Source organism: Selenomonas sp. oral taxon 149 str. 67H29BP (assembly GCF_000146365.1).
GTDB classification, from domain to species: domain Bacteria; phylum Bacillota; class Negativicutes; order Selenomonadales; family Selenomonadaceae; genus Centipeda; species Centipeda felix.
This window is the reverse complement of record NZ_GL397087.1, coordinates 2,128,624-2,152,418: the sequence shown is the minus strand read 5'-3', so window position 1 is coordinate 2,152,418 and position 23,795 is coordinate 2,128,624. Positions and strand designations below refer to the sequence as shown.

The window sequence follows — 23,795 nt, the reverse complement described above, 5'->3', positions numbered from 1 at the left end:
TTCCACTTTGTATATCGGCAGAACATAAAAGAAACTTAAGTACAACTTATGAAATTATTTGGCGGAGTTTAAGGAATCATACCTCCATCACGCCGTAGGCGACGCGGCTGTACTTGCCGCCCTCGAGGTCAGTAAATCCGAGACGGGCGAACTCCCTGCTCCCCTGCCGCTCCTTCATGACGACGCGGCGGCGTGCGACGCGCCGCGCCTCGGCGATCACTTCCGCGGTGAGGGCACGCGCATCGGCGAGGGTGCGCAGGGCATTCATCCCCTCGCTCTCATGAACGGGGCGGCGGAACATCGGGTCAAAGTAGACGGCGTCATAGCTCCCGTCCGCCTGTGCGCGCAGATAGTCCAGCGCATCGGCCGCATGGACGCTGATGCGCCGCATCGCCGCGTGCATCTCGTAGTTATCCCCCGTCGCATGTGCAAGCCCGTCGCCGATCACCGCCGCGATGATGGGATTCGCCTCCAGTGCCGTCACGCTGCCCGCCGCCCCGACGGCAAAGCTCTCGATGATGGCATCCGCCCCCGTGCCGAGCGTGCAGTCGAGGACGCGCATCCCCTCCGTGAGGCCAAGCGCATGGACGAGATGGTCTCCCTGTCCGCTTCGCAGATTCTTGATGCGCAGATGCGCCATGCCGGGATGAAAGAACAGTTGCCCCTCTGCCGTCACCGCCGTCAAGAGACCGCGCCGCGCGACGAGCACGGCATCCACACCGTACGCTGTTCGCATCTCATCGAGCGAGTCACTGCCGCGTGGGACGTTCGGTATGCCGAGCTGAGCCGCCGTCCGCGCCGCAAGTGCACGATTTGCTGCGGCGTATTTCTGCCCGCGCCGCACGGTCGTCACGACGGCACTGACCGTCCCGCGCGTCACAGACCAAACCCCGTGCGCTTGAACATCTTCGCAAGGTCATGCGTACCGAACTTCAGGATCGTCGGACGCCCATGCGGACAGGTAAAGGGAAACGGCGTCGCCCGCAGCTCCTCCAAGAGGATCTCCATCTGGCGGATGCTCAGTTCCTCGCCCGCCTTGATCGCCGCACGGCACGCCATCGTCGCAATCCCCGCCTCGCGCAGATTCGCGGGGGTTGCAGTGTGCAGGTCGCCGAGGGATGCGAGGATCTCGCGGATGATGCCCTCCGCCTCCTTCGTCGGGACATCGGCGGGCGTCTCCGTCAGGCGGTAGGTGCGCTCCCCCGCCGCCTCCAGATGAAAGCCGAGGCGGTCAAAGAGCTCCGCATTTTCTTCAATATATTGTGCCTCGTGTGCATCGAACGAAAGGATGGCATGCACGAGCATCTGCTGGGAGGGAATCCCATCCGTCTGCGCCGAAAAGCGGTCAAAGAGGATGCGCTCATGCGCCGCATGCTGATCGATGATGTAGAGCGTCGCAGTGCTCTGAGCGATAATGTAGGTAAGGTCGACCTGCCCGATGGGAAGCATTCGCTCCTCCATGGAGATATCGTCCCCCTGCGCCGCCCGCGGTGCAGACGGCACGTCCGAGAACGCCGCACGCTCCTGTGCGCGGGCCTCCTGCACAGCATCCTGTGCCGTACGCAGATCGACACGTGCTCCTGCCCACTGCACGGCCTCGTGGACGGTCTGCGGGTGCGGCGTCGGAGCGGCATAGCCGCGTGCCGGGGCAGAGACAGGCGATGCGGACGGCGTGCTCACATCGAGCGGCACTGCTTCGTAGTGGAACCTCGGCTTTTCCACTGCGGCGGCAATCCCCGTCGTCTCTCCTGCCGCGCCGCGAATGGCGTCGAGCACCGCCTTGTAGACTGCCTTAAAAATACGCCCCTCATCCTCAAACTTCATCTCCGTTTTCTGCGGATGCACATTCACATCAATCGTGCGCTGCGGCACGGTGATGACGATGACGGCGAGCGGGAAGCCCATCTTCGGCACGAGGGAGCGGTACACATTGTCGATCGCCTTCGCAATCGCGCGGTTCTGGATCGTCCGCCCGTTGACGATGTAGGTCTGCCACGCGCGGCTGCTGCGAATCAGGGATGGCTTCGAAATATAGCCCGTGATGCGGATATCCGCCGCATCGTCGTAAAAATCCAGCGGAATCAGTGCGCTCGCCGCATCGCCGCCGTAGATGCTCCCAATCGTACGGGCGAGGTCTCCGTCTCCTGCCGTCATGATGGTCATGCGGTTGTTGTTGATGAAGCGGAACGCAATGTCGGGGCGTGAGAGTGCGAGGCGGATCACGTAATCGCTGATCTTCCCCGCCTCGGTCGCATTCGTCTTGAGAAATTTCTTGCGCGCGGGTGTGTTGAAGAAAAGATCCTCGACGCGCACACTCGTCCCGACCGCACAGCCCGCGTCCTCAATCATGGGCGTACCGCCGCCGCTGATGTCGACGCGCGTGCCGAGATCATCCGCCGCCTGCCGCGTCAGAAGAGAAAAATGTGACACGGACGCGATCGTCGGCAGCGCCTCGCCGCGAAAGCCGAGGGTCGCAATCGTCTCGAGATCGGAGGCGGCGGCAATCTTACTCGTCGCATGGCGCAGAATCGCCGCGCGCGCATCCTCTCCGGTCATGCCGCGTCCGTTGTCCGTCACACGGATAAAGCTCGTGCCGCCGCCCATGATCTCGACCTCGACCGCTGTCGCGCCCGCATCCATCGCGTTCTCGACCAGCTCCTTTACGACAGAGGCAGGCCGCTCAACCACCTCGCCTGCCGCGATCTTGTTGATGGTTGCATCGTCCAATACGTGAATCCGTGTCATCCCTCACCCTCCTCCTTTCTCGCCTGTTCCTGCAGACGATAGAGTGTATTCAGTGCCTCAAGCGGCGTCATCGTCATCACATCGAGCGCACGCAGCTCGTCGAGCGTCCCGCCCGCAAAGAGCGACACCATCCCCGCATCGGATGTCTTCTGTACCGACGTCTCCTGCGGTGCGCTCTGTGGCGCAGCCGCCTCCAATGCGTGCAGGATCTCCTCCGCACGCTCCGTCACGCGCTGCGGCAGACCCGCGAGGCGTGCAACGTGGATGCCGTAGGACTTATCCGCCGCCCCTGCGACGATGCGCCGCAGGAATACGACATTTTTCCCCTTTTCGCGCACGGCAATACAGTAGTTGCGGATGCGCTCGTTCTCCATCTCCGTCAGCTCATGGTAATGCGTCGCAAACAGCGTCTTGGCGTGGATGCGTCCGTCAATATGCTCCACCACCGCGCGCGCGATGCTCATGCCGTCAAAGGTGCTCGTGCCTCGCCCGATCTCGTCGAGAATCACGAGGCTGTCCCTCGTCGCCTCGCGCAGGATCTGTGCGACCTCGTTCATCTCCACCATGAAAGTGCTCTGCCCGCTCACGAGGTCGTCGCTCGCGCCGATGCGCGTAAAGATGCGGTCGACGGGTGCGATCTCCGCCGTACGCGCAGGGACGAAGCTGCCGACCTGCGCCATGAGCGTGAGGAGGGCAACCTGCCGCATATAGGTGGATTTCCCCGCCATATTCGGTCCCGTGATGAGCATCGTCTCTGTTCCGCCGTGGCTGAGTTCCGTATCGTTTGGGACGAACACATCGCGCTGCAGAATGCGCTCGACAAGCGGATGCCGCCCGTCGCGGATGCGGATGCCGCCGTCTGCGCCCACGGTCGGGCGGACATAGCGGTACGATGCCGCCGCCGCCGCAAGGCTCTGCAGGACATCAACGCGCGCAATCGCACGGGCGACGCCTTGAATCGGCACGAGCTGCTCGCGTACGCGTTCGCGCAGCTCTGTAAAGAGATGATACTCAAGGGCGGTGATCTTCTCCTCTGCGCCGAGAATCTTCGCCTCGAAGTCCTTCAGCTCCTCCGTGATAAAGCGCTCCGTATTCGCGAGCGTCTGCTTGCGAATATAGCCCTCAGGCACCTGATCACGCCCGCTGTGGCGCACCTCGATGTAGTAGCCGAACACCTTGTTGTAGCCGATCTTGAGCGTCTTGATGCCCGTCCGCGTGCGCTCACGTTCCTCCATCTCCTGCAGGAGGGACTTGCTGTCATGGGAAAAACGGCGGAGCTCGTCGAGATCGGCATCATAGCCCGCACGGATCATGCCGCCCTCGCGCACCGAGAGCCCCGGCTCATCCACGAGCGCGCGCGTGAGCTCGTCACGCAGCGCATCAAAGGTCTCGATCTCCCCTGCTGCACGCACGAGGAGGCGGCTCGCTGCCGCTGTGAGACACGCGCGCACGGCGGGCAGGGCGGCGAGTGAGATGCGCAGAGCGACGAGATCGCGTGCGTTCGCCGTCTGCGTCTCAATGCGCGTCAGGAGCCGCTCGAAGTCATAGACCGTATGCAGGGCATCGCGCAGGGCATCGCGCAGCGTACTCTTTTCCACCAGCTCTGCCACCGCATCCAGCCGTGCATCAATGCGGTGCGGCGTGAGCAGAGGATGTTCCAGCCACGCCTTGAGAAGGCGCGTTCCCATCGGCGTGCGCGTGAAGTCGAGCACGTCAAAGAGAGTATTCTTTTTCCCGCCGTCGCGCAGACTGCGTGTGATCTCAAGATTGCGCAGCGTATAGGTGTCGAGCTGCATCGTCTCCGCCGCATCGAGGAAGGCGAGGCGATTGATCTGCGAGAGATCCGCCATCACCGTCTCATGCAGATAGGTGAGGAGCGCTGCGAGTGCCGCCCGCGCCCCCGCATCGCACGGAATCTCCTCCGCAGGGAAATGCTGCGCGGGAAGTGCCGCATCCGCCTCCCTGCTGACAACGGAGACGGCGCAGTGCGGCAGACGGTGCGCAAGAAAAGCCCGAACCTCATCCGCAAGGGAAAAGCCCTCCGTCAGGAGCAGCTCTGCCGCCATACGGCGATAGAGCTCATCCATGATCTGCTGCGCCGCATGCTCGCCCGCGTAGACGGCATAGAACGCTTCGCCCGTCGTGATGTCTGCGCCCGCGAGGACGAACTGTCCCGGCGCAGGCTCGTGCAGGAGCACGATATAGATGTTGGACGCATCACGCAGTGCCTCATCGGAGAGCGCCGTGCCCGGCGTGACCACCTTCACTACTTCGCGGTGCGTCAACCCCTTTGCCTTCGGGTCGCCGATCTGCTCGGCAATCGCTACCTTAAATCCCTTTGCGACGAGACGCGCGATATAGCTGTCCGCCGCATGATAGGGAACGCCGCACATGGGATTCTTCTCGAGATCGCCGCTGCGGCTCGTCAGCGTCAGCCCGAGCTCCTTCGCCGCCACCTTCGCGTCGTCGAAGAACATCTCGTAGAAATCGCCCAGACGAAAGAAAAGAAGCTCGCCCGGATGCGCCTCTTTCGCGGCGAGATACTGCTGCATCATCGGCGTCACATTCTGCGCGTCCATCACAAACCTCCTAAAGCTAACAACATAACAGTTAACGATATAACGCTCCTCGCGAACCCTTAGTTGCGCAAGTGATCGTGTGCTTATTCGCCTAAATACCTGCGGATTCCAAACGCGCTTCGCTTGAACGAATAAAATCCGCAGGGGGCGAAACGCACACTTTACTCACTTGCTCCACTAGGGTTCGCCATGGAGCGCTACACCATATAAGCAAATCTACCGAACAACCTTGCCTACGCGCTCCGCCCCATGAGGAAAAGTGTTCGCGTGGAACTCGCCCCCTATACCGAAATCTACCGAACAACCTCGCCCTTCAGCACCCAAGTCTGCGGCTGCGTGATCTTCACCTGCACAAAATCGCCCACGCGCTCCGCCCCATGCGGAAAGAGGACAATCTTATTCGTGCGCGTGCGCCCGCTCCACACGGCGGGATCGTTCTTGCTCGCGCCCTCGACCATCACCTCGGCCTGCGCACTGCGCAGCCCCTCATTGATCGCTCGGCTGATCTCGTTCTGCACTGCCATCAAGCGCTCCAGACGTGCGTGCTTCACCTCATCCGGCACCTGCGCCGCCATTGCTGCGGCAGGCGTGCCCGAGCGCTTCGAGTAAAGGAACGTATACGCCGCGTCATAGCGCATCTCGCGCAGGAAATCCAGTGTCTCTGCGAAGTCCTCCTCCGTCTCCCCCGGGAAGCCCACGATGAGATCCGTCGTGAGGCTCGCCCCCGGCAGGGCCTCGCGCACGCGCCGTGCGCGCTCACGGTACTGCTCCACTGTATAGACACGGTTCATCGCCTTCAGGATGCGGTTGCTCCCGTACTGCACAGGCAGATGAATGTGCTCGCAGATATGCGTGCCGTTTTTGATCGTGTCGATCAGCTTGTCGCTGATGTCCTTCGGATGCGACGTCATAAAGCGCACGCGGCGAATCCCCTCCACCGCATCCACCATGCGCAGGAGATCGGCAAAATCCGCCTGTCCATGATCTTTCCCGTAGGAGTTGACATTCTGCCCGAGGAGGGTCACCTCGCGATAGCCGTCCGCCGCTGCACGGCGCACCTCCGCCACGACCTCCTCGGGCGTGCGGCTGCGCTCACGTCCGCGCACGTAGGGGACGATGCAGTACGTACAGTAATTGTTGCACCCATACATGATCGGCACCCACGCTGAGAGCGTCCCGCCGCGCGCAATAGGCAGATCCTCCTCCACCGCGTGCGCATCGAGCGCAACATCCACCACGGGCGCGCGCTCCGCCGCGATCTCGGCGACAATGCGTCCCAGCTCCTGCACCTTGCCCGTGCCGAGCACAAAGTCGATGTGCGGTGCGCGGCGCATGAGGTTCTCCCCCTCCTTCTGCGCCATGCAGCCCGTAATCCCAAAGATCAGCTGTGGATGATGTTCCTTGACCTTCTTGATCTCGCCGATCTTCCCGTAGACCTTGTCCTCTGCCGTCTCGCGCACACAGCACGTATTGATGAGGATGACATCGGCATCCGCCGTCTTCTCCGTCCGCACATAGCCCGCCGCCTGCAGCTGTCCCTCCATACGCTCTGCATCGGCGACATTCATCTGACAGCCATAGACTAGGATTTTATACCGTCCCCGCATTCATTTCCCTTTCGCAGCATATAACATAATAACATAAAAAGTCTGGAAGGAATCCTTCCAGACCGCATTTCATATTGGAGGCGACACCCAGAATCGAACTGGGGATAAAGGTTTTGCAGACCTCGGCCTTACCACTTGGCTATGTCGCCGAAAGATGGAGCGGAAAACGAGGCTCGAACTCGCGACCCCCACCTTGGCAAGGTGGTGCTCTACCACTGAGCTACTTCCGCAGATGATCTTCCCGCGCCGCAGTGACGCGACACTTAGACAGTATAGCGATAAACCGTGCCGCTGTCAAGTCCAAAATTTGCAAGGCAGAAATCCATCCCCTCAGCACTCCGCCAGCTGCCGCTGTGCCTCACGCAGGCGGCGCAGGCTCTCCTCCTTGCCGAGGATGGCGAGGATCTCCGTCGCGCCGCCCGGCGTGACCTTCTGCCCCGCCGCAGCGATGCGCAGCACCCACATGACTGTGCCTTTCTTCCAGCCCTCACGCTCGATACACTCCTCAAGGAGCGCATAGAGGAGATCGTTCTCCCAGTGATCCCCGTCGAGGGCGTCGAGGATGCCGATCAGCTCGGGCAGGAGCTCCGCTGCCGCCGCCGGTGTGACCTTGTTGCGCTTGTTCTCATAGAGCGATGCGTCAAAGGGCGGTAGTGTCACGAAGAACTCAATCTCCGCACGCACATCGCTGAGCCGCGTGACACGCGTACGCAGGAGACGCGCCATCGCATTCCACTGCGCCTCGACCGACGCGGGAAGCTCGCCCGCATAAGGGCGCGCCGCTTCGGCAAACGCCGCATCCGTCATCGCCTTGAAGTACTCGCCGCTCATCCAGCCGAGCTTATCGTAGTCGAACACGGCGGGAGACTTCGACAGCCCCTCCAGTGAGAACGCCTCGATCAGCTCGTCCATCGAGAAAATTTCCTGATTCGTCGTCTTCGGACTCCAGCCGAGAAGCGCAACGTAGTTGACGATCGCGGCGGCGGGATAGCCCATCTTCACGAGATCATCAAAGCTTGTCGCCCCATGCCGCTTGGAGAGTTTGCTCGTCTTGCCCGTCGCGTCGTCCCGCCCCATGACGGGTGCGAGATGGACAAATACGGGCGGCTCCCAGCCGAACGCCTCATAGAGGAGGACGTGCTTCGGCGTGGAGGTGATGAACTCCGCCCCGCGAATGATATGCGACACCTTCATCAGATGATCGTCGATGACATTGGCAAAGTTATATGTCGGCATCCCGTCGCGCTTGAGGAGCACCTGATCCTCGAGCTCCGTGTTCGGGATCGTTACGCTCCCGTGCAGCACGTCGTAGAACGTCGTCTCACCGACGAGCGGCATCTTCTGCCGAATGACGTACGCGTCGCCCCGGTCGAGATGCGCCTGCACCTCCTCGGGCGTGAGGTCGCGGCAGGTACGCGGGTAGCCGCCGTAGGATTTCCCATCCTCTGCCGGTTCTGCCTCCTCCGTCTGATGGCAGAAGCAGCGATAGGCATGCCCCTCCGCCACGAGCTGCTCGGCGTACTGCTTGTAGATCGCCATGCGCTCGCTCTGCACGTATGGACCGAAGTCTCCGCCGATCTCATCGGGTCCCTCGTCGGGGATGATGCCCGCCGCGTCGAGCGTGCGGCGGATGAAGTCCACCGCATCCGCGACGTAGCGGCTGCGGTCGGTATCCTCGATGCGCAGGATGAATGTGCCGTCATTCGCGCGCGCGAACAGATAGCCGTAGAGCGCGGTGCGCAGATTGCCGATGTGCATATAGCCCGTCGGGCTGGGTGCAAAACGCGTGCGAATTTCCGTCTGTGCCAAAATACTTTCCTCCAAAAAACAATCGTGCCGTCACAGGGCGGCACGAATCGACTGCGTTATTTCGCTCAGCCGCGCAGATAGCCGCAGAGCGCACGGAACATGATGAGCGAACTCATCGCGCCCGGATCCTCGATGCCGATGCTGCGCGTACCGATGAGTGCCGCACGTCCGCGCCGTGCGGCGATGGTCTTCGTATACTCCGCACCCGCACGTCCCGCCTCGAGCGCATCCTCCAGACACTCGCGCAGGCTCTTGCCCTCCGCGTTCTCCGGCAGGAATGCGTCGCGAATCGGGATCAGTGTATCGAGCATCGTCTTATCCCCGCGCACGGCCTTTCCGCGCCGCTGGATCGCGTCAATGCCGGCAGAGAACAGCTTTTCAAAGCTCGCCACATCGAGCCGCGTCTTTGCGCCGACCGCCTCGCCCGCGCGTACAAAGGCAATCCCGTAGAGCGGTCCTGCCGCTCCGCCGACATTCTCAATGAACGCACGCCCGATCTCGTGAAGCACCTCTGCGAGCGGCGCGTCCACCGGCAGCTCTGCGAGGCGTTCCTCCGCCGCCGTAAAGCCGCGCGCCATGTTAAGACCGTGGTCGCCGTCTCCCGTCTTGGCGTCCACTGCCGTCAGATAGTCCTTCTGTGCCATGATGGCAGCAATCACTGCATCTACGGCATCACGTATGTTTGCCATTGTCTGCACCGTCTTTCCCTGTTGTAAAAGTACCAAGCCTATCAGTACATTCCATACATTACTCCCATACTCTCATAAGCATTATAGCACGGTATTCTCCATAGGAAAAGAGGAGAGACACATTTTAGGGAAGCACGGATAAATTCAGCACCGCCATCTTAGCACATCGTTTTCTCGGCAATGATCGAAAAAATTATATTACTGAGTGCATCCATGCGTCCTGCAATATATTTATTATATTCCCCGATTTGTCAAGTCTTGCGACGTATTTTTTTTTATGCTATCATAAAGACCAAGAAGGTGCGCCTTAGGTGTGCGTATGTCTTATTAATGTCTAACCTACAGATTTTCTAGGGAATCCGATTTGATTTCGGTCAAAGTGAAACACTTCGGTGAACGCGGAAGCCGAACTTAGGGTACCCACCTGCTTTACGCAGGTATAGACATATAGGGCGTACGGCATTTCAGACCCCTCTCTTCCGGTCAGAGCGGAACTGCCATACGGCAGCTTTGTTCTGACCTTTTTTGTCGTATATTTCCCCCGTGAGGAACGGCAGGAATTTTCCAAAATAACACGAATAAAAATATAGATAATATACTATGTGTTTGACAAGGGAGATCGAAATGTCGGATCTGGATACAACGAACGAAGATTCCGCCGCCGCATCTGCACCCGCAAAGCGGCGCGGCCGCCCAAAAAAGCGCGTGCAGGAGGGAACGGAAACGGCGGCGAAGAAGCGCGGTCGTCCGAAGAAAACCGAACAGACCGCACCGACACGCCGCGAGCGTCCGAAGGAGCTGGTCTTCGCGCTCGATATCGGGACGCGCAGCGTGATCGGCATTGTCGCTGAACAGCGTGACGGACTGCTGCACATCCTAGCGACCGACCGCCTCGAGCACCGCACGCGTGCCATGCTTGACGGGCAGATTCACGATGTGCCGCAGGTCGCTGCCATCATCCGCGAGGTCAAGCACCGCCTCATGGAGCGTACAGGGCCGTTGACCAGTGCCGCCGTGGCAGCGGCAGGACGTGCCCTCTACACGATGACAGCGGATGCCGAGCAGGACTTCACGGGCACGATTACACCTGCACAGCAGCGCGACCTCGACTTTGCAGGCGTGCAGGAGGCACAGAAAAAACTGGCTCACTCCCACACGGTCGATGATCCAACGCGTTACTACTGCGTCGGCTACAGCACGATCCGCTATACGCTCGACGGCAACGAGCTCAAGACGCTCATCGGGCAGCGCGGGCGCAAGGCGACGGCGACCGTCATTGCAACCTTTCTGCCGCGGCAAGTCGTGGACTCCATGCAGTCGGCACTGCGCGAGACGCACCTCGAGATGCGCGCCCTCACGCTCGAGCCGATTGCGGGCATCAACGTCCTCATCCCACCGACGATGCGCCATCTGAATCTCGTGCTCGTCGATATCGGCGCGGGCACATCGGACGTCGCCATCACGCGCAACGGCTCAGTCATCGCCTACGGCATGGTTCCGATGGCAGGCGACGAGATCACCGAGTCCATCTCGCGTGAGTACCTCCTCGACTTCAACATCGCCGAGGACATCAAGCGCAAGGCGGCAGATGGGCAGGACGTCTCCTTTACCGACATTCTCGGCATGAAGCTCTCGCTCACCGCCGATCAGGTGCTCGCCGCCATAAAACCCGGGGTCGAACATCTCGCGAACGCGATCGGCAAGCAGATCCTCGAACTGAACGGCGAACCGCCGCAGGCGGTCATGCTGGTCGGCGGCGGTGCACGCACGCCGATGATGACGGAGCTCGTAGCAGAGGCTCTCGGCATCCCCGCCGGCCGCGTCGCCGTGCGTCATCCCGACACGGTGGACGGCGTCGCCGATCTGCCCGAGGAGCTGCGCGCCCCCGACGCAGTCACGCCGCTCGGCATCCTGAAGATCGCTTCGATCAACACACTACATTTCCTCGCGGTCTGGATCAACGACATCGAGTACAGTCTCTTCAACTTCCGCGAGCTCAACGTCTCCGACGCCCTCCTCGCGGCGGGCATCAGCCTGCGCAAGTACAACGGACGTCCCGGCATGGGGCTGATGCTGACCGTGAACAGCGAGCGGCGGAGCTTTCCGGGGACGATGGGAACGCTCGCCCAGATCACCATCGACGGCAAGAGCGCGAGCCTCGACTCCCCCATTCACGACGACTGCCGCATCAAGCTCGTCGCAGGGGAGAACGGAACCCAGCCGACCGTGCGTCTCAGCGACGTGATCGGCAGCACGAGTGGCTACAATGTCGTGCTCAACGGAGAGGAGACCTCCGTCCCCGCGAGCATTCTCATCAACGACGCCGTGCCTGAGGGCGACCCGATTCTGCGAGACGGCGACACCGTCGTCTCGCGCCGCGACCGCACCCTCGGTGAGGTGCTGCGCGCAGCGCATCTCCCGCCGACGGGACGACGCATCTCCTACACGCTGAACGGGGAGGCACGCCGCTTCTCCGCCCTCCCGAAAATCACGCTGAACGATGCGCCCGCCGCGCTCTCCACCATCCTGCGTGAGGGCGATGTCATCGACTACGAGGAGACTGCCATCCCGACGCTCGAGACCGTGCTCGATCTCTCCTCGCTGGCCTCGTATGCGACCATCACCTACGAAGGGAAGGAGCATAGCATTCCCGCGGCGGGGCAGGTACTCACCATCAACGGGCGTGAGGCATCGCCTGGCACCATCGTCGAGGACGGTGCTATCATCGCCTATCAGAAAGGACGGGGGACGGCGAACGTCAGCGAGGCGCTGCTCGCCGTTGGCTTTACCCCGCCGCCCGCGACCAGCCGCGTCACCTTCGCAATTCTCGTCAACGGGGTACGTGCGGACTTCACGAGCCCCATCCACACAGGGGACACGCTGGAGGTCGTACTCACGCCGATTGATGCACCGCCCACATCGTCTGCATCCGCCTCTGCGACGACGGGAAAACCCGCCGATGATCCCGCTGCTCCCGCAGCGAGCACGATCCTCTCGGGGATCGCAGCGCGTGCGGCACAGGCCGCGGATGGGTCGGCGCTCTTCGACGCATCGACCGAAACGACGGAGAGCGGCACTGTGCCGGCCGCCAATACTGGGGATCAAAGCGTTCCGCCATCCCCACAGAATACGACAACACCAAGCGCTCAAGAGGCACCGCACACAGGCACAGCGATCACCGTAGAGTCGCTGATGCGCTACGATTGATCGATGATGGATTGAACATATAGAAAAGTGGCTGTTGCACGAAGTCGCGAACTTCGTGCAACAGCCACTTCTTTGTGCCCCTTCCACCGCTTGCGCGGTCCCCCTTCCCCGTGACCACGGGGAAGGCTTAGGATAACGGTATATTCGCTTTCCCTTTGACGGGGGAGTGGCGAGCGCAGGAAGCCAATGGGGGGATATGCAGAGCCCTTTTTTATTTCTCCCGCATGGACTTCCAGCGATCATGCAGCCAGAACCACTCGTCGGGATAGCGGCGAATCCACGCCTCGATGTGCGCACTCACCTCCTGCGTCACACGCAGGACGTCGGCAGCGCGGTCATCTGTCTTTTCCACATAGAGCGGTTTCTCGATGGTAAGCTCATGATGTCCGTCCGCGCGGCGGTGCATAAAGACGGGGAAAATTGGCACACTGCAGCGGCGCGCAATCGCCGCCGCCCCCGTAAAGGCATTCGTCTCCTGTCCGAAGAAATCGACGACGACGCCGTCGCGGCGCGACGGATCCTGATCGCTGAGCAGCCCGATGATCCAGCCCTGATCGATCATGCGGAACATCTCACGCACGCTTGAACGATAGGTGACGTGCATCCCGACAAGCATGCGGTACTCATTGATGAAGCGATCCATCCCCGCTGCACTCTGCCGTTTTGCCACGCCGACAATCGGCAGTCCTGCCAAGGCAAGCGCACCGCCCATAAGCTCCCAGTTGCCGCTGTGCGAGGTTGCAATGATTGCTCCCTCGCCCTGCGCCAGTGCCGCGCGCATCGTATCCAGCGCCCCCGTAATCGTCACGTAGTCCTCAATATGACGGCGCAGGACGGGAAAGCGCAGCACCTCCATCAGCATCGGTCCAAAGCGCAGCGTACTCTCCCGCGCGATGCGCTCTGCCTCTGCGGTCGATACGTGAAGGCAGCGCTCGATCTGCGTCTGCGCGAGCCGCTTGCGCCGCGCGGGGATAAACGGCCAAAGGAGGCGCGCCAGTCCCGCGCCGATCATCATGGCGGCGCGGTGCGACAGGAGGCAGACGAAATGACTGAGAAGTTTGACCGCCCAGTAAGACAGCATCTCAGCTCTTTCCGCGCAGTTCTTCGATGGTCTTTTCGAGGACTTTGACCTTCTTCACCATCTCGGGCAGACGGCGCATCGCCGCCTGTACGCGCAGCCACTCAGCGTGGGACTGAACGGGGAAGCCCGCACAGAACACCCCCTCAGGCATATCGCCGATGATGCCGGAGCGCGCCGCATAGACGGAGTTCGCGCCGATGGAGATATGTCCGACCGTTCCGACCTGCCCGCCAAAGGTGACGTTATGTCCGACCTTGGTCGAGCCGGAGATCCCCGTCTGCGCGACGATGAGGCAGTTCTCTCCGATGCGGCAGTTATGCCCGATGTGGACGAGGTTGTCGATCTTCGTCCCCTTGCCGATCACCGTTGCCCCGAGGGTAGCGCGGTCGATTCCGACATGAGCGCCAATCTCCACGTCGTCCTCCACGACGACGCCGCCGACCTGCGGCACCTTGGTATGCACCCCCGCCTCGGTCGTAAAGCCGAACCCGTCCGCCCCGATTACGGCGCAGCTGTGGATCGTGCAGCGCGCACCGATGCGGCAGTGCTCGCGCACGACTGCATTCGAATAGAGCACCGTATGATCGCCGATCACACTGTACTGCCCCACATAGGCATGCGGATAGATCATCACACCGTCGCCGAGCACCGCATGATCGTCCACATAGGCAAAGGGCAGCACCGTCACTCCCGTGCCGATGCGCACATCTGCACCGATATACGCCTCGTCACTGACCCCGGCAGCGTGTTCGATGGCAGGGGTAAAGATCATGAGGAGACGTGCAAACGCCGCCTTCGGATCATCGACGAAGATATGCGGGCACGAAAAGCCCTCCGTTCCCGTCGGCAGAAGGAGCGCCGCCGCAGATACGGCGCGCGCCGCGTCGATGTGGGGTGGAACGGCAAAGGCGAGATCCCCCGCCCCCGCCTCGTCCAGCGAAGCGAGCCGATGAACGACCGTGCTGCCGCCGCTGCCGACCGTTCCGCCGACAAGCTGTGCGATCTCATTGACTGTCTTTTCCATGCCCTACCCTCTTACTGGAGTTTGCCGATGACTTCATCCGTGACGTCCACGCCGCCCGAGAGGACGCTCGGATACTTCTTCGAGCTATCTAGGACGACGTCCAGCTTCTTCTCCTTGACAATATCCTGCATTGCGGCGTTCAGCTTCTGTTCGAGCTGGATGCTATACATCTGCTGCAGCCCCGCCATCTTGCGCTGGGTATCCATCTGGAGCTGCTGCGACTCCTCCGCCGTCATGTTCGGATTCGCGGTGAACTTGCTCTGTGCGTCCTGCTGCGCCTCCATGAGCTTCGTGTTCGCCTCGTCGACCACACTCTTCAGCTGCGGAGCTTCCTCCTGGACGCGCGCACGGTCAACGGTGCCGACGTGCACCTGACCGCAGCCCGCCAGTACCGTACTGCCCACGAGGAGGAGCGCTGCCGCTGCTTTATTTAAATACTTCATCGATCCATATCCTTTCATTCCCGCGTTGTCTGTTCCGTCGTAATGCTCTGCATCTCACGCACCATATCTGCCGTCACATCCCGTGCCGCATCCGCTGTAACGGGCGGCATATAGCGACGCTGAACGAAGGGGCGTGCGGGAGCGAGATGCGCCGCATCGTCCGCCTGCGGGGCGGTGAGGATGAGGGAAAGGTGCTGCATCAGTGCGATCTTTGCCGCACGGCTGCGCACATCCCGCCAGATGGCTTCCTCGAGCGCATCTGCATCGCGGCGCACCTGCGCCAGGCGCGCCGCGCGCCTCGCGGCGGCGGCATGTGCGTCCTGCGCCTTTGCAGCGCGTTCCATCGCAGCGGCGTTGCGTTCCTCCGCCTCCGCCTTCTGGCGATCCGCCTCCGCCTTCTGTGCGTCGATGGTTGCCTTTGCCTTTGCCGTCCACGTCGCCTGCTGCGGCTCGATGCGCGCGGCGACGCGGGCGCGGATCTCCTCCTGCCATGTGCGGTAGAGCTCCGCCTGACGTGCGCCGCGCTCCTGCCGCAACGCCTCACGCTGCGCCTCAAGCCCTGCACGCTCCTGCGCCAGTTCATCCTCAGAGACGCGCGGCCCGTGCATCGCGCGCTGATTATCGATCTTCAGGTTGATGTTTGTGATCGCATTTTGATACTCGTCGTCGATCTGCTTCTTCCGCCGCTCGTAGTCGTCCTCTGTCTGTTTGCGGTAGACCTCGGTCAGGCGTTTGCGCTCACGCTCAAGCTCTACGCGTGCGCCGATCACGGTCTGCGCATTCTTCTGCCAGATGGAGTCCTGAAACGGTTCATCGTCCGCTGCCGGCGGCGTCAGAGAAAACACCTCCGGGACATCCCTCACCGCAAGAGCAAGGGTCGCCTCCTCGGCGCGCAGTTCCATTAGGCGCGCATAGGAGGGATGCGCAGCGAGCACCTCGGAGATGCGCATGACGGCAATATCCTCCGCCGCACGGGGCTGCTCCTGCGCGGGCAGGAAATAGCACACGGCGGCAATCACGAGGAGCACGATGCCCCCTGCCAGAATCTCTCTGCGCCGCGTCTTCCAGAGCTCCATGCATCTCCCTCCGTGACGAAATTGCCATATGAAACAGCGACTTCATACAAAGGAATCACTGATAAAATCCGTCACAGCATCCCGACGCTTCTTTTACGCCAGTCCGAGGGACTTCCTTTTATCAGTGATTCCTAAAATGTACCGGGCATCGTTCTGTCCGCTACATATAGCTGGTCGCGGCGATTTACTTGCTGCTGCCCAGTTCCTTGATGACGTCCTGCGTCACGTCCTGTCCGCCATAGACGACAGCACCCTTCTCGATGACGACGGAAAGCCCCTTCTTCTCGGCGACCTTCTTAACGGCATCCTGAATGCTGTTCTCGATCGGCTCCATCAGCTCCTCATTCTTCTGCTGGAGGCGCTGCATCGTCTGCTGATAGTAATCCGACTTCTCCTGATCGTTCATCGATGCAGACTTCGTCTCAAAATCCGCCTGTGCCTCCTGCGACGCCTTCTGCATCTCGGCGTTCGCTGCAGCGAGCTGCGGATGCTGGCTGCCGACCTGACGGTAGTCCACAACGCCAACGGAGGACGACGCCGCCGAGGCGATGCCCGAGCCACTCTGCGTCAGTGCAAGCGCGACAACCGAGCCGACAAAGACAACCGCGATGAGGATGCTGATAATCTTAACCTGCTTCTGTTCGAGTTTGATCATGAATGAATTCTCCTTTTCTCCTAAAGATGTTCAATCCTTCGACCGAACGCCCCCATTATAGCAAAGAGCGTACAATAGTTCAATGAAGATTTGCTGATAAAATACGCATCCTGTTACTTGACAACGCGATAGCCAACCAGCGTGGGGTCGAGACGCACGTTCGAGAGAGCGGGATCCATCGCCACGAGCGTGATGCCGGTACCGAGGTTGACATCAACCAGGACATCGTTCTGGAAGCGCAGACGTGCGACATAGCCGTCACGAATCGGCCATCCGTAGGTCACCGTCTCCTGTCCCGGCATAACATCCCAGCCGATCTGCTCACCGACCCCACCGAGCACTGCCTGCGCCTCCGCAAGGCTCATGCCGTAGCTGAGATCGCGGCACGCATCCTTCGTCACAGGGCTGCTGACCGAGCCCTCAGCAATGGCGTCAGAGGCACGCAGCTCCTTGCGCGTCAGGCGGAGTCCGCTGAGCGGATCGTTCAGGCAGTTGTTTCCCGTAAAGGTGCAGTCCACCACCTTGTACGTACCGTTCTGCCAGCGATAGGTATAGGTATAGATACCGTTGACGATGCTCTGATGGATGAGCTTGCCCTCCTTGCCGTAGAGTGCAGCGACATCGGCGACGCTGGAGCCCGGCGCGATCGAATCGAAGTTATCCGCCGTGATGACCTCCTGATGGTCGCGCTCCCCCTGCAGTGCGCCGTTAATCGATGCACGGTTTGCGGTCTGCTGGCTGCCGCAGCCCGCGGCGAGAACCGCCGATGCGGCGACGGCCGCCACGGCAAGTCCGATTTTCTTCCTATTCAGCATAGTACTCTCCCTCTTTCTCCACCAAGCCGCCCCCGGCGGCAAAATCACTATATCCTATCATACACCAATCGACGCCAACATTCAAGGCGTCCCCGACGAAGGCTCTCTGTCAAAAGCTGTGCTCGCGCATGTGCCACCACCATGCCGCGGCTTTCGTTCCAGTGCCGCACGGGGAAGAGAGGATTACGGTACGCGCCGATAGACGCGCAGTTTCTCACGGCCCTCCGTCGGCATCGTGCCGAGCAGCTCCCATCGTCCGTCTGCCATCGTCTCATCGAACGTGGCGAAGGCGTGCCGCTCCACGACGAGGTACACCGTCCGGTCCTGCGGCAGTTCGTCGAGGGGGAGGAACGGCATGACATTCTTGCTGTTCCAGCTCATCGCCTTCGGCGCACGCGCGGCGATCTCCTCACGCGTCGCGAGCGCGTACATCGGATGTCCCGTGTAGTAGGGAACCGTCGCCGTATAGTCGCCGCAGGAGACGAGGAGATCCTCCTCCTGCATCGTCTGCATGAGGAGTTCCGCCGCCGCCTTGCCGCTGAAATGCCCGTCGCGCGGCGCATAGTGCACAGCGCCGAACACGACGGCGAGATAGAGCACGCCGCCGAGGAGCGCCCCCGCACGCAGCACGCGCGTATTCTCGCGAAGGAGATGTGCCGTCAGGATCGCCGTCGGCAGGAAGGCGGGAAAACTGTAGGTTGGGTACTTCGTCGCCATGAGCTGAAAAAACACGGACACGACGATCGCCCAGACGAGGAGAAACTGCGTCCCCGCATCGAGAACGGGACGTGTGCGCCACGCCCGCAGAAGCGCGAGCGGCAGGGCAAAACTCCACGGGAACATCCCGAGGAAGTAGATACCGAGATAGAAGTACCACACATTCCACTGCGCGTGCTCTGAGACCGTTGCACGCAGGACATTGTGAATCCCGAGGAAGGTGTTCACAAAGTCTGCCCCATGCGCCAAATACATATAGATGTACCACGGCGCACAGACTGCTGCGAGCACGAGCAGCCCCGTCGGCAGGGCGATCCGTCCGAGCGCGCGCAGATCGCGACGCACAGCGAGATAGACGAGGATCACGAGCCCCGGCAGGAGAAAGCCGACAGGCCCCTTCGTCAGCACGCCGAGCCCCGCACACGCATAGGCGAGATAGAAATAGCCGCGCCGCCCGTCCCGATAGCCGAGGCAGAACGCGCCGAGCGTCCCGCCGAAGAACACGAAGAGCGTCAGATCGGTCAAGATGAGTTTGGCAAGGAATCCATAGAGCACGCACGAGCCGAGAATGACCACCGACCAGAACGCCGTCCGCGCATCATAGAGCCGCCGCGCGAGCGCGTAGGTGAGGAGCAGTCCCGCCGACGCAAAGAGCGCAGGGAAAAATCGTGCGGCAAAGTCCGTCACACCGAAGACGGAGAACGCAGCGATCAGTTCCCAGTAGAAGAAGATGGGTTTATCGTACCAGTAATTTCCGTAGATCTGCGGCGAGAGATAATTCCCCGCCGCGAGCATCTCCTTTGCCGTCTGCGCGTAGTTCACCTCGACGGGTGCCGTCACGGGAAGAGCTGCATTTCCCCAGAAAAAAAGGGCGGTGAAAAAGAGCAGCACCGCCCCCAGCCGCATCCGATCATCCATCGTGCGCCTCCTTTTCCGCCGCCTGTGGCCTGTTGTCACACGCAATCAAGTAGAGCGGGCGATCCTTGACCTCCTGCAAAATCCGTGCGATATACTCCCCGCACACGCCGAGCATCATCATCTGCATCCCGCCGAAGAACAGGCTGCATACGACGATGGTCGACCAGCCCGGCACAGTCTCCCCGCGCAGCGTCTCAAAGAGGACGTGGAGGAAGAGCACCACGGCCAGCAGCGCGGACATCAGCCCCACATAGAGCCCCGCGCGCAGCGGCTGCACCGAGTAGGCGAGGATGCCGTCGAGGGCGAACGAAATCATGCGCCGCAGCGAGAACTTCGAGCTGCCCGCATAGCGCGCCTGCGCGACGAAGTCCACCGTCGTCCGCCGAAAGCCGAGCGAGCAGACGATGCCGCGGATAAAGCGCGCGTGCTCGCGGTAGCGGCGCAGTGCGAGCACCGCCTTGCGGTCCATCAGGCGGAAATCCGATCCACCCTCCTGAATCTCCACATCCGTCAGCAGGTTCAGGAGACGGTAGTAGTAGGTAGAGGTCATGCGCTTAAAGACGGAGACCCCCTCCGTCGTCAGGCGCACGGTCTGCACGATGTCAAAGCCCTCCTCCCACTTTTCGAGGAGCTGCGGCAGGAGCTCGGGCGGATGCTGCATATCCCCGTCCATCGTGATGACCGCATCGCCGTCCGCATGATCGATACCGCAGGTCAGAGCAAGCTGATGCCCATAGTTGCGTGCGAGAAAAATCGAGCCGATGCGGGCATCCTGCTCGCCCAACGAGCGCAGGATCTCACGGCTGCGGTCGGAGGAACCGTCGTCGATGAAGAGCAGCTCATAGTCATAGGGCAGACGCCCCATCACCTCCTCCACCGCCGCCGCAAAATGCGCGATGTTCTCCTCCTCGTTGTAGACCGGAACGACGATTGAAATGCGTTTCACGATGTCTCCCACGTCCCCTTATGATAATTTCTAAAAATTCCCGATCAAACGCAGCCACCGATCGTCCCGATCGATGAGCCCTGCGATGCTGAGGAAGTCGTGCAGCTTGTAGCGCAGCTCCCACTCGCCCGTACCCTCATCGGTCCAATGCTCATAGCGGAGCAGCCAGCGCGGGTGAAAAGCGTAGCTGCCCGCCACCGAGAACCGGCCGTCCGTCACATCCCAGCGCAGTTCCCCCGTGAGGCGCGACAGCAGCGTGCGGGCATAGCCGACACGCCACGAAAAGCGCACATCCTCTGGAGCGGCATCCATCTCCGCATAGAGTTCATCGCGCGGACTGAGCATCCGCCCTGCGTGCAGCCGCGCACGGAGATCGCGGCGCTCCCCATGGGTGTCCTTGGCACTGCGCCCGACATCGAGCCAGCCCGTGAGTCGCAGGCGGTAGCGCGTCGTATCGCTGCGGCTCATGACCGCCATCCGCTCGCCCGGCGTGATCGTCACATGCGACGTGAGATGCAGACTGCGTAGGGCAGGCATGGCGTCAAGCTGCGTGCCGAGACGTTCCTCAAGCGCCGCACGGTGACGCGCGACGAACGGGACGGGCACGCCGACGAGGCGGTTCACCTCCGTCTCCATTGCCGTACGCTGGGAAAGCAGTGCGGCATTGGGAACGGTATCCGAGCGCATCGAGAGATCGACCGTCCGCACGACCGGCAGGCGCGGATAGACCGTCAGCCGCACCGTTGCCGTCGGCGCCACATCGACATCGTAGTCCGCGCGGAACTCGGGCAGATGCTCCTCCATATAGGCGGCAAGCTGACGCTTCAGTGCCCCCGATGCCCAGTCCGTTGCCGCGACGGGCAGGCCGACGAGTGCATCGGAAAACACCCGCTCCGCCCCCGCGAGATCCGTGCGCACGAGTGCCTCAATCGCGGGCGGCATGCCCTCCACCTCGGACACAACGGCAACGCTCCGAATCGTATCCGCCCACGGAGCAAGGTGAATCTCCACCGTCGTCCGCACCGCCGGCGTCACCGTCACGCGTGTCACCGCGTAGCCGACGAGCAGACGGTCAAACACCGCCCCGATGATTTCCGCTTCCTCCCCGGCCGCGATGTCCGCCGTGCGCCGGCCCTCCATGCGCTCTGCCGCAATCGCAGCGACCGTGCGCTCCATGCGCGCACGCACAATGGGCGGGATCGGCTGATCTCCTACGACAATAGCCGCAGTTTCCTCCACGCGGGAGGTCTCTGCGGCATAAACAGGAGAAACGATTGCGCATGCAGCAAGAATGCCAAGCAGCACGAGCGACAGACGCACAGTGCACAGCAGGGAGATGCCCTGCCGCATCAGAATGTGCCGCCGACGCGGAAGTGGACGCGTCCGCCCTGCGACCCACGGCCGTAGTCCAGACGCAGCGGACCAATCGGCGTGTTGAGACCGAGCCCGACGCCGACGCTGCCGTGCAGATTCTCCGGCGCAAAGCCACTATCCCACGCCCCGCCGTAGTCCGTGAAGAGCGCGCCCGTCACCTTGGAGACGATTGGGAAGCGGTACTCAAGCGAGAGCAGCGCCATGCGGTTGCCACGGAACTGATCCTCGCGGTAGCCGCGGATCGTATCCTGTCCGCCGAGACGGAACTGATTGTACTCGGAGATCGACCCGTTGCCGACCCCGTACTGCCCGCGCGCCACGAGCACCTGTGCGTGTCCGACCTTGAAGTACTGGGCATCGCTGATCGTGTATTTCTGGAAATTGAAGTCTCCGCCAAAGCCTGCAAACTCCGCCGAGAGCGACGCGCGCGCACCCGTCGTCGGCTCGTACACATTGTCGCGCGTATCCGTCACGTGCTCGAGCGTAATGCTGCGCGTCGTGCCGAAATTCTTGCCGATCCACGGTGCGTTGAGGCTGCGGTCGCCTGCCAGTCCGTTCTCCGTGTGACGGACATACTTATCCTTGCGGTTCTTCAGCGTGATGAAATTCGTCGAGTACTCGCTCATCGGACGGCTCAGGGTGAGCTCGCCGCCCGAGTATTTGCGCATGAACGACTCCACATGGTCGCCATTGGAGTTGTAGTCGTCGTATTCGTAGGTGCGGTTGTAGAGACGCACCGTCCCCGACGTTTCCTTCTTATCGAGCCACGGGCGGCGATACATAAACGTATAGCCGCGCGCATCCGTATCGTCACCGCTCATCTCATAGCTGAGACTGATGGTGTCGCCCATCCCGCGGAAATTCGTGTCGCTGATGCTCACCATGCCGACCATGCCGTCGGAGCTCGAGTAGCCCGCACCGATGCCGAACGAGCCCGTGCGCTTCTCCTTGACATCGATCTCCATGACGACCGCATTCGGCTCCACGCCCGGATTCATCTTGACGTTGACATCCTCGAAGAAACCGAGGTTGTAGACACGCTGCATACTGCGGCGTGCCTGATTGGCGTTGAACGGTTCGCCGGGCTTCTGGCGCATTTCGCGGAGGATGACGCGCTCCTTGGTCTTCTTGTTGCCCTTGACCTTATAGCCCTCCAGCGTCCCCTCGCTGATGCGGATCGTGAGCGTCCCGTCCTGCGCGATGTTGAGATCTGTGATCTTGGCGAGGATGTAGCCGTCCGCGCGGTACTTCTCCTGAATCGCCTGCACATTCTCCTGCAGGGTACGCCCGTTGAGCAGCTGCCCCTTCTGCACGGTCACGAGATCCATGAGATCCTTCGTCTTTTCGACCGTGTTGCCCTCGATGTGCACTTCCTTCAGCACCGGATTTTCCAGCACGTGATAGGTCAGTACAACGCCCTCGGGCACCTCTTCAAAGACAGGGTAGAGATCGTAAAAATACCCCGTCGCGTAGATCGCGTCGCGATCCTTGACGAGCACATCCTCCGCCAGAGCATCTCCGACGTGCATGGCAATCGCCTCATGCGCTGCCTTCTCCGTCGCCTCAGAGTCTCCCACAAAGTTGATCTCGACGACTGTCTTGCCCACCTCTGCCGCAAGTCCCTGTGCCACAGCATCCTCACTGGGACGCGTGCTTGCCCACGCAGACGCACGTGCCTCTGTCGATGCCGGCGGCGTCTTGTCCGTCAGGGCAGGACCCTGCTGCACCGGAGCTTCTTCCAGCGCGGCCTTCGGCGTATTGCTCAGGACGGGGGCCTTCGTCCCCGCCATCTCCGCAGCGGTCGCCGCACTCTCATGATCCATCGCATCTGCGGCATGACCCTGCGGCAGAGCGGATGCGGATACACCGATACCAAGTGTGACGGCAAGGGCAAGTCTGCGGTACTTTTTGCTGTTCAAAGGCGAAACCTCCTAGACCATACGCAAGCGATAGGAATCGCTGATAAAATGAAGTCCGTCAGATTGGCGTAGATTTTTCGTCCGAACGAGGTGGAAAACCGGACGCAGAGTGGTGCTCTGTGGAGGATTTTCCGCCGAAGTGCGGGCAAAAAAGATGCGTCAAGATGGCGCGGCTGAATTTATCAGTGCTT

At 61.4% G+C, this 23,795-nt stretch carries 17 protein-coding genes, 2 tRNA genes and 1 other RNA gene; 2 read left to right on the top strand and 18 right to left on the bottom strand.

The genetic code is table 11. The features are described 5' to 3' along the window. Nucleotides 1-76: 76 nt before the first annotated feature. The 8 genes from HMPREF9166_RS10110 to dhaL form a co-directional block, all read right to left on the bottom strand. Complete coding sequence (locus HMPREF9166_RS10110) at nt 77-880, bottom strand: class I SAM-dependent methyltransferase (RefSeq protein ID WP_009753915.1); 804 nt, start codon at nt 878-880, stop codon at nt 77-79. Next, a complete protein-coding gene (mutL, locus tag HMPREF9166_RS10105; RefSeq protein WP_009753914.1) occupies nt 877-2,745 on the bottom strand; it encodes a DNA mismatch repair endonuclease MutL in 1,869 nt (622 codons plus the stop codon). Before mutL ends, HMPREF9166_RS10110 begins: the two co-directional genes overlap by 4 nt. Then, the gene (gene mutS / locus HMPREF9166_RS10100; protein ID WP_009753913.1) at nt 2,742-5,324 is read right to left on the bottom strand and encodes a DNA mismatch repair protein MutS; all 2,583 of its coding nucleotides are present in this window, start codon (nt 5,322-5,324) and stop codon (nt 2,742-2,744) included. Before mutS ends, mutL begins: the two co-directional genes overlap by 4 nt. A 293-nt stretch (nt 5,325-5,617) precedes the next feature. Continuing rightward, nucleotides 5,618-6,931 (bottom strand): tRNA (N6-isopentenyl adenosine(37)-C2)-methylthiotransferase MiaB, encoded by a 1,314-nt coding sequence (miaB, locus tag HMPREF9166_RS10095; RefSeq protein ID WP_009753912.1) that lies wholly within the window; start codon nt 6,929-6,931, stop codon nt 5,618-5,620. Nucleotides 6,932-7,006: 75 nt separating this feature from the next. Next, nucleotides 7,007-7,080, bottom strand: a tRNA-Cys gene (locus HMPREF9166_RS10090). A 6-nt stretch (nt 7,081-7,086) separates the two neighbouring features. Further along, a tRNA-Gly gene (locus HMPREF9166_RS10085) sits at nt 7,087-7,161 on the bottom strand. Between the two features lie 100 nt (nt 7,162-7,261). Continuing rightward, nucleotides 7,262-8,740, bottom strand: a complete 1,479-nt coding sequence (gene gltX, locus HMPREF9166_RS10080; protein WP_009753911.1) for a glutamate--tRNA ligase — start codon at nt 8,738-8,740, stop codon at nt 7,262-7,264. Between the two features lie 65 nt (nt 8,741-8,805). After that, nucleotides 8,806-9,429, bottom strand: a complete 624-nt coding sequence (gene dhaL, locus HMPREF9166_RS10075; RefSeq protein ID WP_039981364.1) for a dihydroxyacetone kinase subunit DhaL — start codon at nt 9,427-9,429, stop codon at nt 8,806-8,808. Between the two features lie 300 nt (nt 9,430-9,729). Here dhaL and ssrS point away from each other — a divergent pair. Beyond that, a non-coding RNA gene (ssrS, locus tag HMPREF9166_RS12220) (6S RNA) lies at nt 9,730-9,904 on the top strand. A gap of 149 nt (nt 9,905-10,053) precedes the next feature. Continuing rightward, nucleotides 10,054-12,636 carry a cell division FtsA domain-containing protein gene (locus HMPREF9166_RS10070; RefSeq protein WP_039981363.1) on the top strand — a complete coding sequence of 861 codons (2,583 nt, stop codon included), beginning with the start codon at nt 10,054-10,056 and terminating at the stop codon, nt 12,634-12,636. 211 nt (nt 12,637-12,847) lie between these two features. On the opposite strand, the gene HMPREF9166_RS10065 is transcribed toward HMPREF9166_RS10070, so the two are convergent. From HMPREF9166_RS10065 to HMPREF9166_RS10020, 10 genes are all read right to left on the bottom strand, one after another. Next, nucleotides 12,848-13,717 (bottom strand): lysophospholipid acyltransferase family protein, encoded by an 870-nt coding sequence (locus HMPREF9166_RS10065; RefSeq protein WP_009753908.1) that lies wholly within the window; start codon nt 13,715-13,717, stop codon nt 12,848-12,850. 1 nt (nt 13,718) lies between these two features. Continuing rightward, a complete protein-coding gene (gene lpxD / locus HMPREF9166_RS10060; RefSeq protein WP_009753907.1) occupies nt 13,719-14,741 on the bottom strand; it encodes a UDP-3-O-(3-hydroxymyristoyl)glucosamine N-acyltransferase in 1,023 nt (340 codons plus the stop codon). Between the two features lie 11 nt (nt 14,742-14,752). Then, nucleotides 14,753-15,184, bottom strand: coding sequence for an OmpH family outer membrane protein (locus HMPREF9166_RS10055; RefSeq protein WP_039981361.1), 432 nt, complete (start codon nt 15,182-15,184; stop codon nt 14,753-14,755). A 14-nt stretch (nt 15,185-15,198) separates the two neighbouring features. Further along, on the bottom strand, nt 15,199-16,260 hold the full coding sequence (locus HMPREF9166_RS10050) for a hypothetical protein (protein ID WP_009753905.1): 1,062 nt from the start codon (nt 16,258-16,260) through the stop codon (nt 15,199-15,201). A gap of 184 nt (nt 16,261-16,444) precedes the next feature. Beyond that, nucleotides 16,445-16,915 (bottom strand): OmpH family outer membrane protein, encoded by a 471-nt coding sequence (locus HMPREF9166_RS10045; RefSeq protein ID WP_009753904.1) that lies wholly within the window; start codon nt 16,913-16,915, stop codon nt 16,445-16,447. 113 nt (nt 16,916-17,028) lie between these two features. Beyond that, a complete protein-coding gene (locus tag HMPREF9166_RS10040; protein ID WP_009753903.1) occupies nt 17,029-17,730 on the bottom strand; it encodes a hypothetical protein in 702 nt (233 codons plus the stop codon). 183 nt (nt 17,731-17,913) lie between these two features. Next, nucleotides 17,914-19,365, bottom strand: a complete 1,452-nt coding sequence (locus HMPREF9166_RS10035; protein WP_009753902.1) for a glycosyltransferase family 39 protein — start codon at nt 19,363-19,365, stop codon at nt 17,914-17,916. After that, a complete protein-coding gene (locus HMPREF9166_RS10030; protein WP_039981732.1) occupies nt 19,358-20,311 on the bottom strand; it encodes a glycosyltransferase family 2 protein in 954 nt (317 codons plus the stop codon). The genes HMPREF9166_RS10035 and HMPREF9166_RS10030 overlap by 8 nt, the downstream gene beginning before the upstream one ends. Before the next feature lie 30 nt (nt 20,312-20,341). After that, the gene (locus HMPREF9166_RS10025) at nt 20,342-21,661 is read right to left on the bottom strand and encodes a hypothetical protein (RefSeq protein WP_009753900.1); all 1,320 of its coding nucleotides are present in this window, start codon (nt 21,659-21,661) and stop codon (nt 20,342-20,344) included. Continuing rightward, nucleotides 21,661-23,604 (bottom strand): outer membrane protein assembly factor, encoded by a 1,944-nt coding sequence (locus HMPREF9166_RS10020; protein ID WP_039981359.1) that lies wholly within the window; start codon nt 23,602-23,604, stop codon nt 21,661-21,663. The genes HMPREF9166_RS10025 and HMPREF9166_RS10020 overlap by 1 nt, the downstream gene beginning before the upstream one ends. Nucleotides 23,605-23,795: the final 191 nt, after the last annotated feature.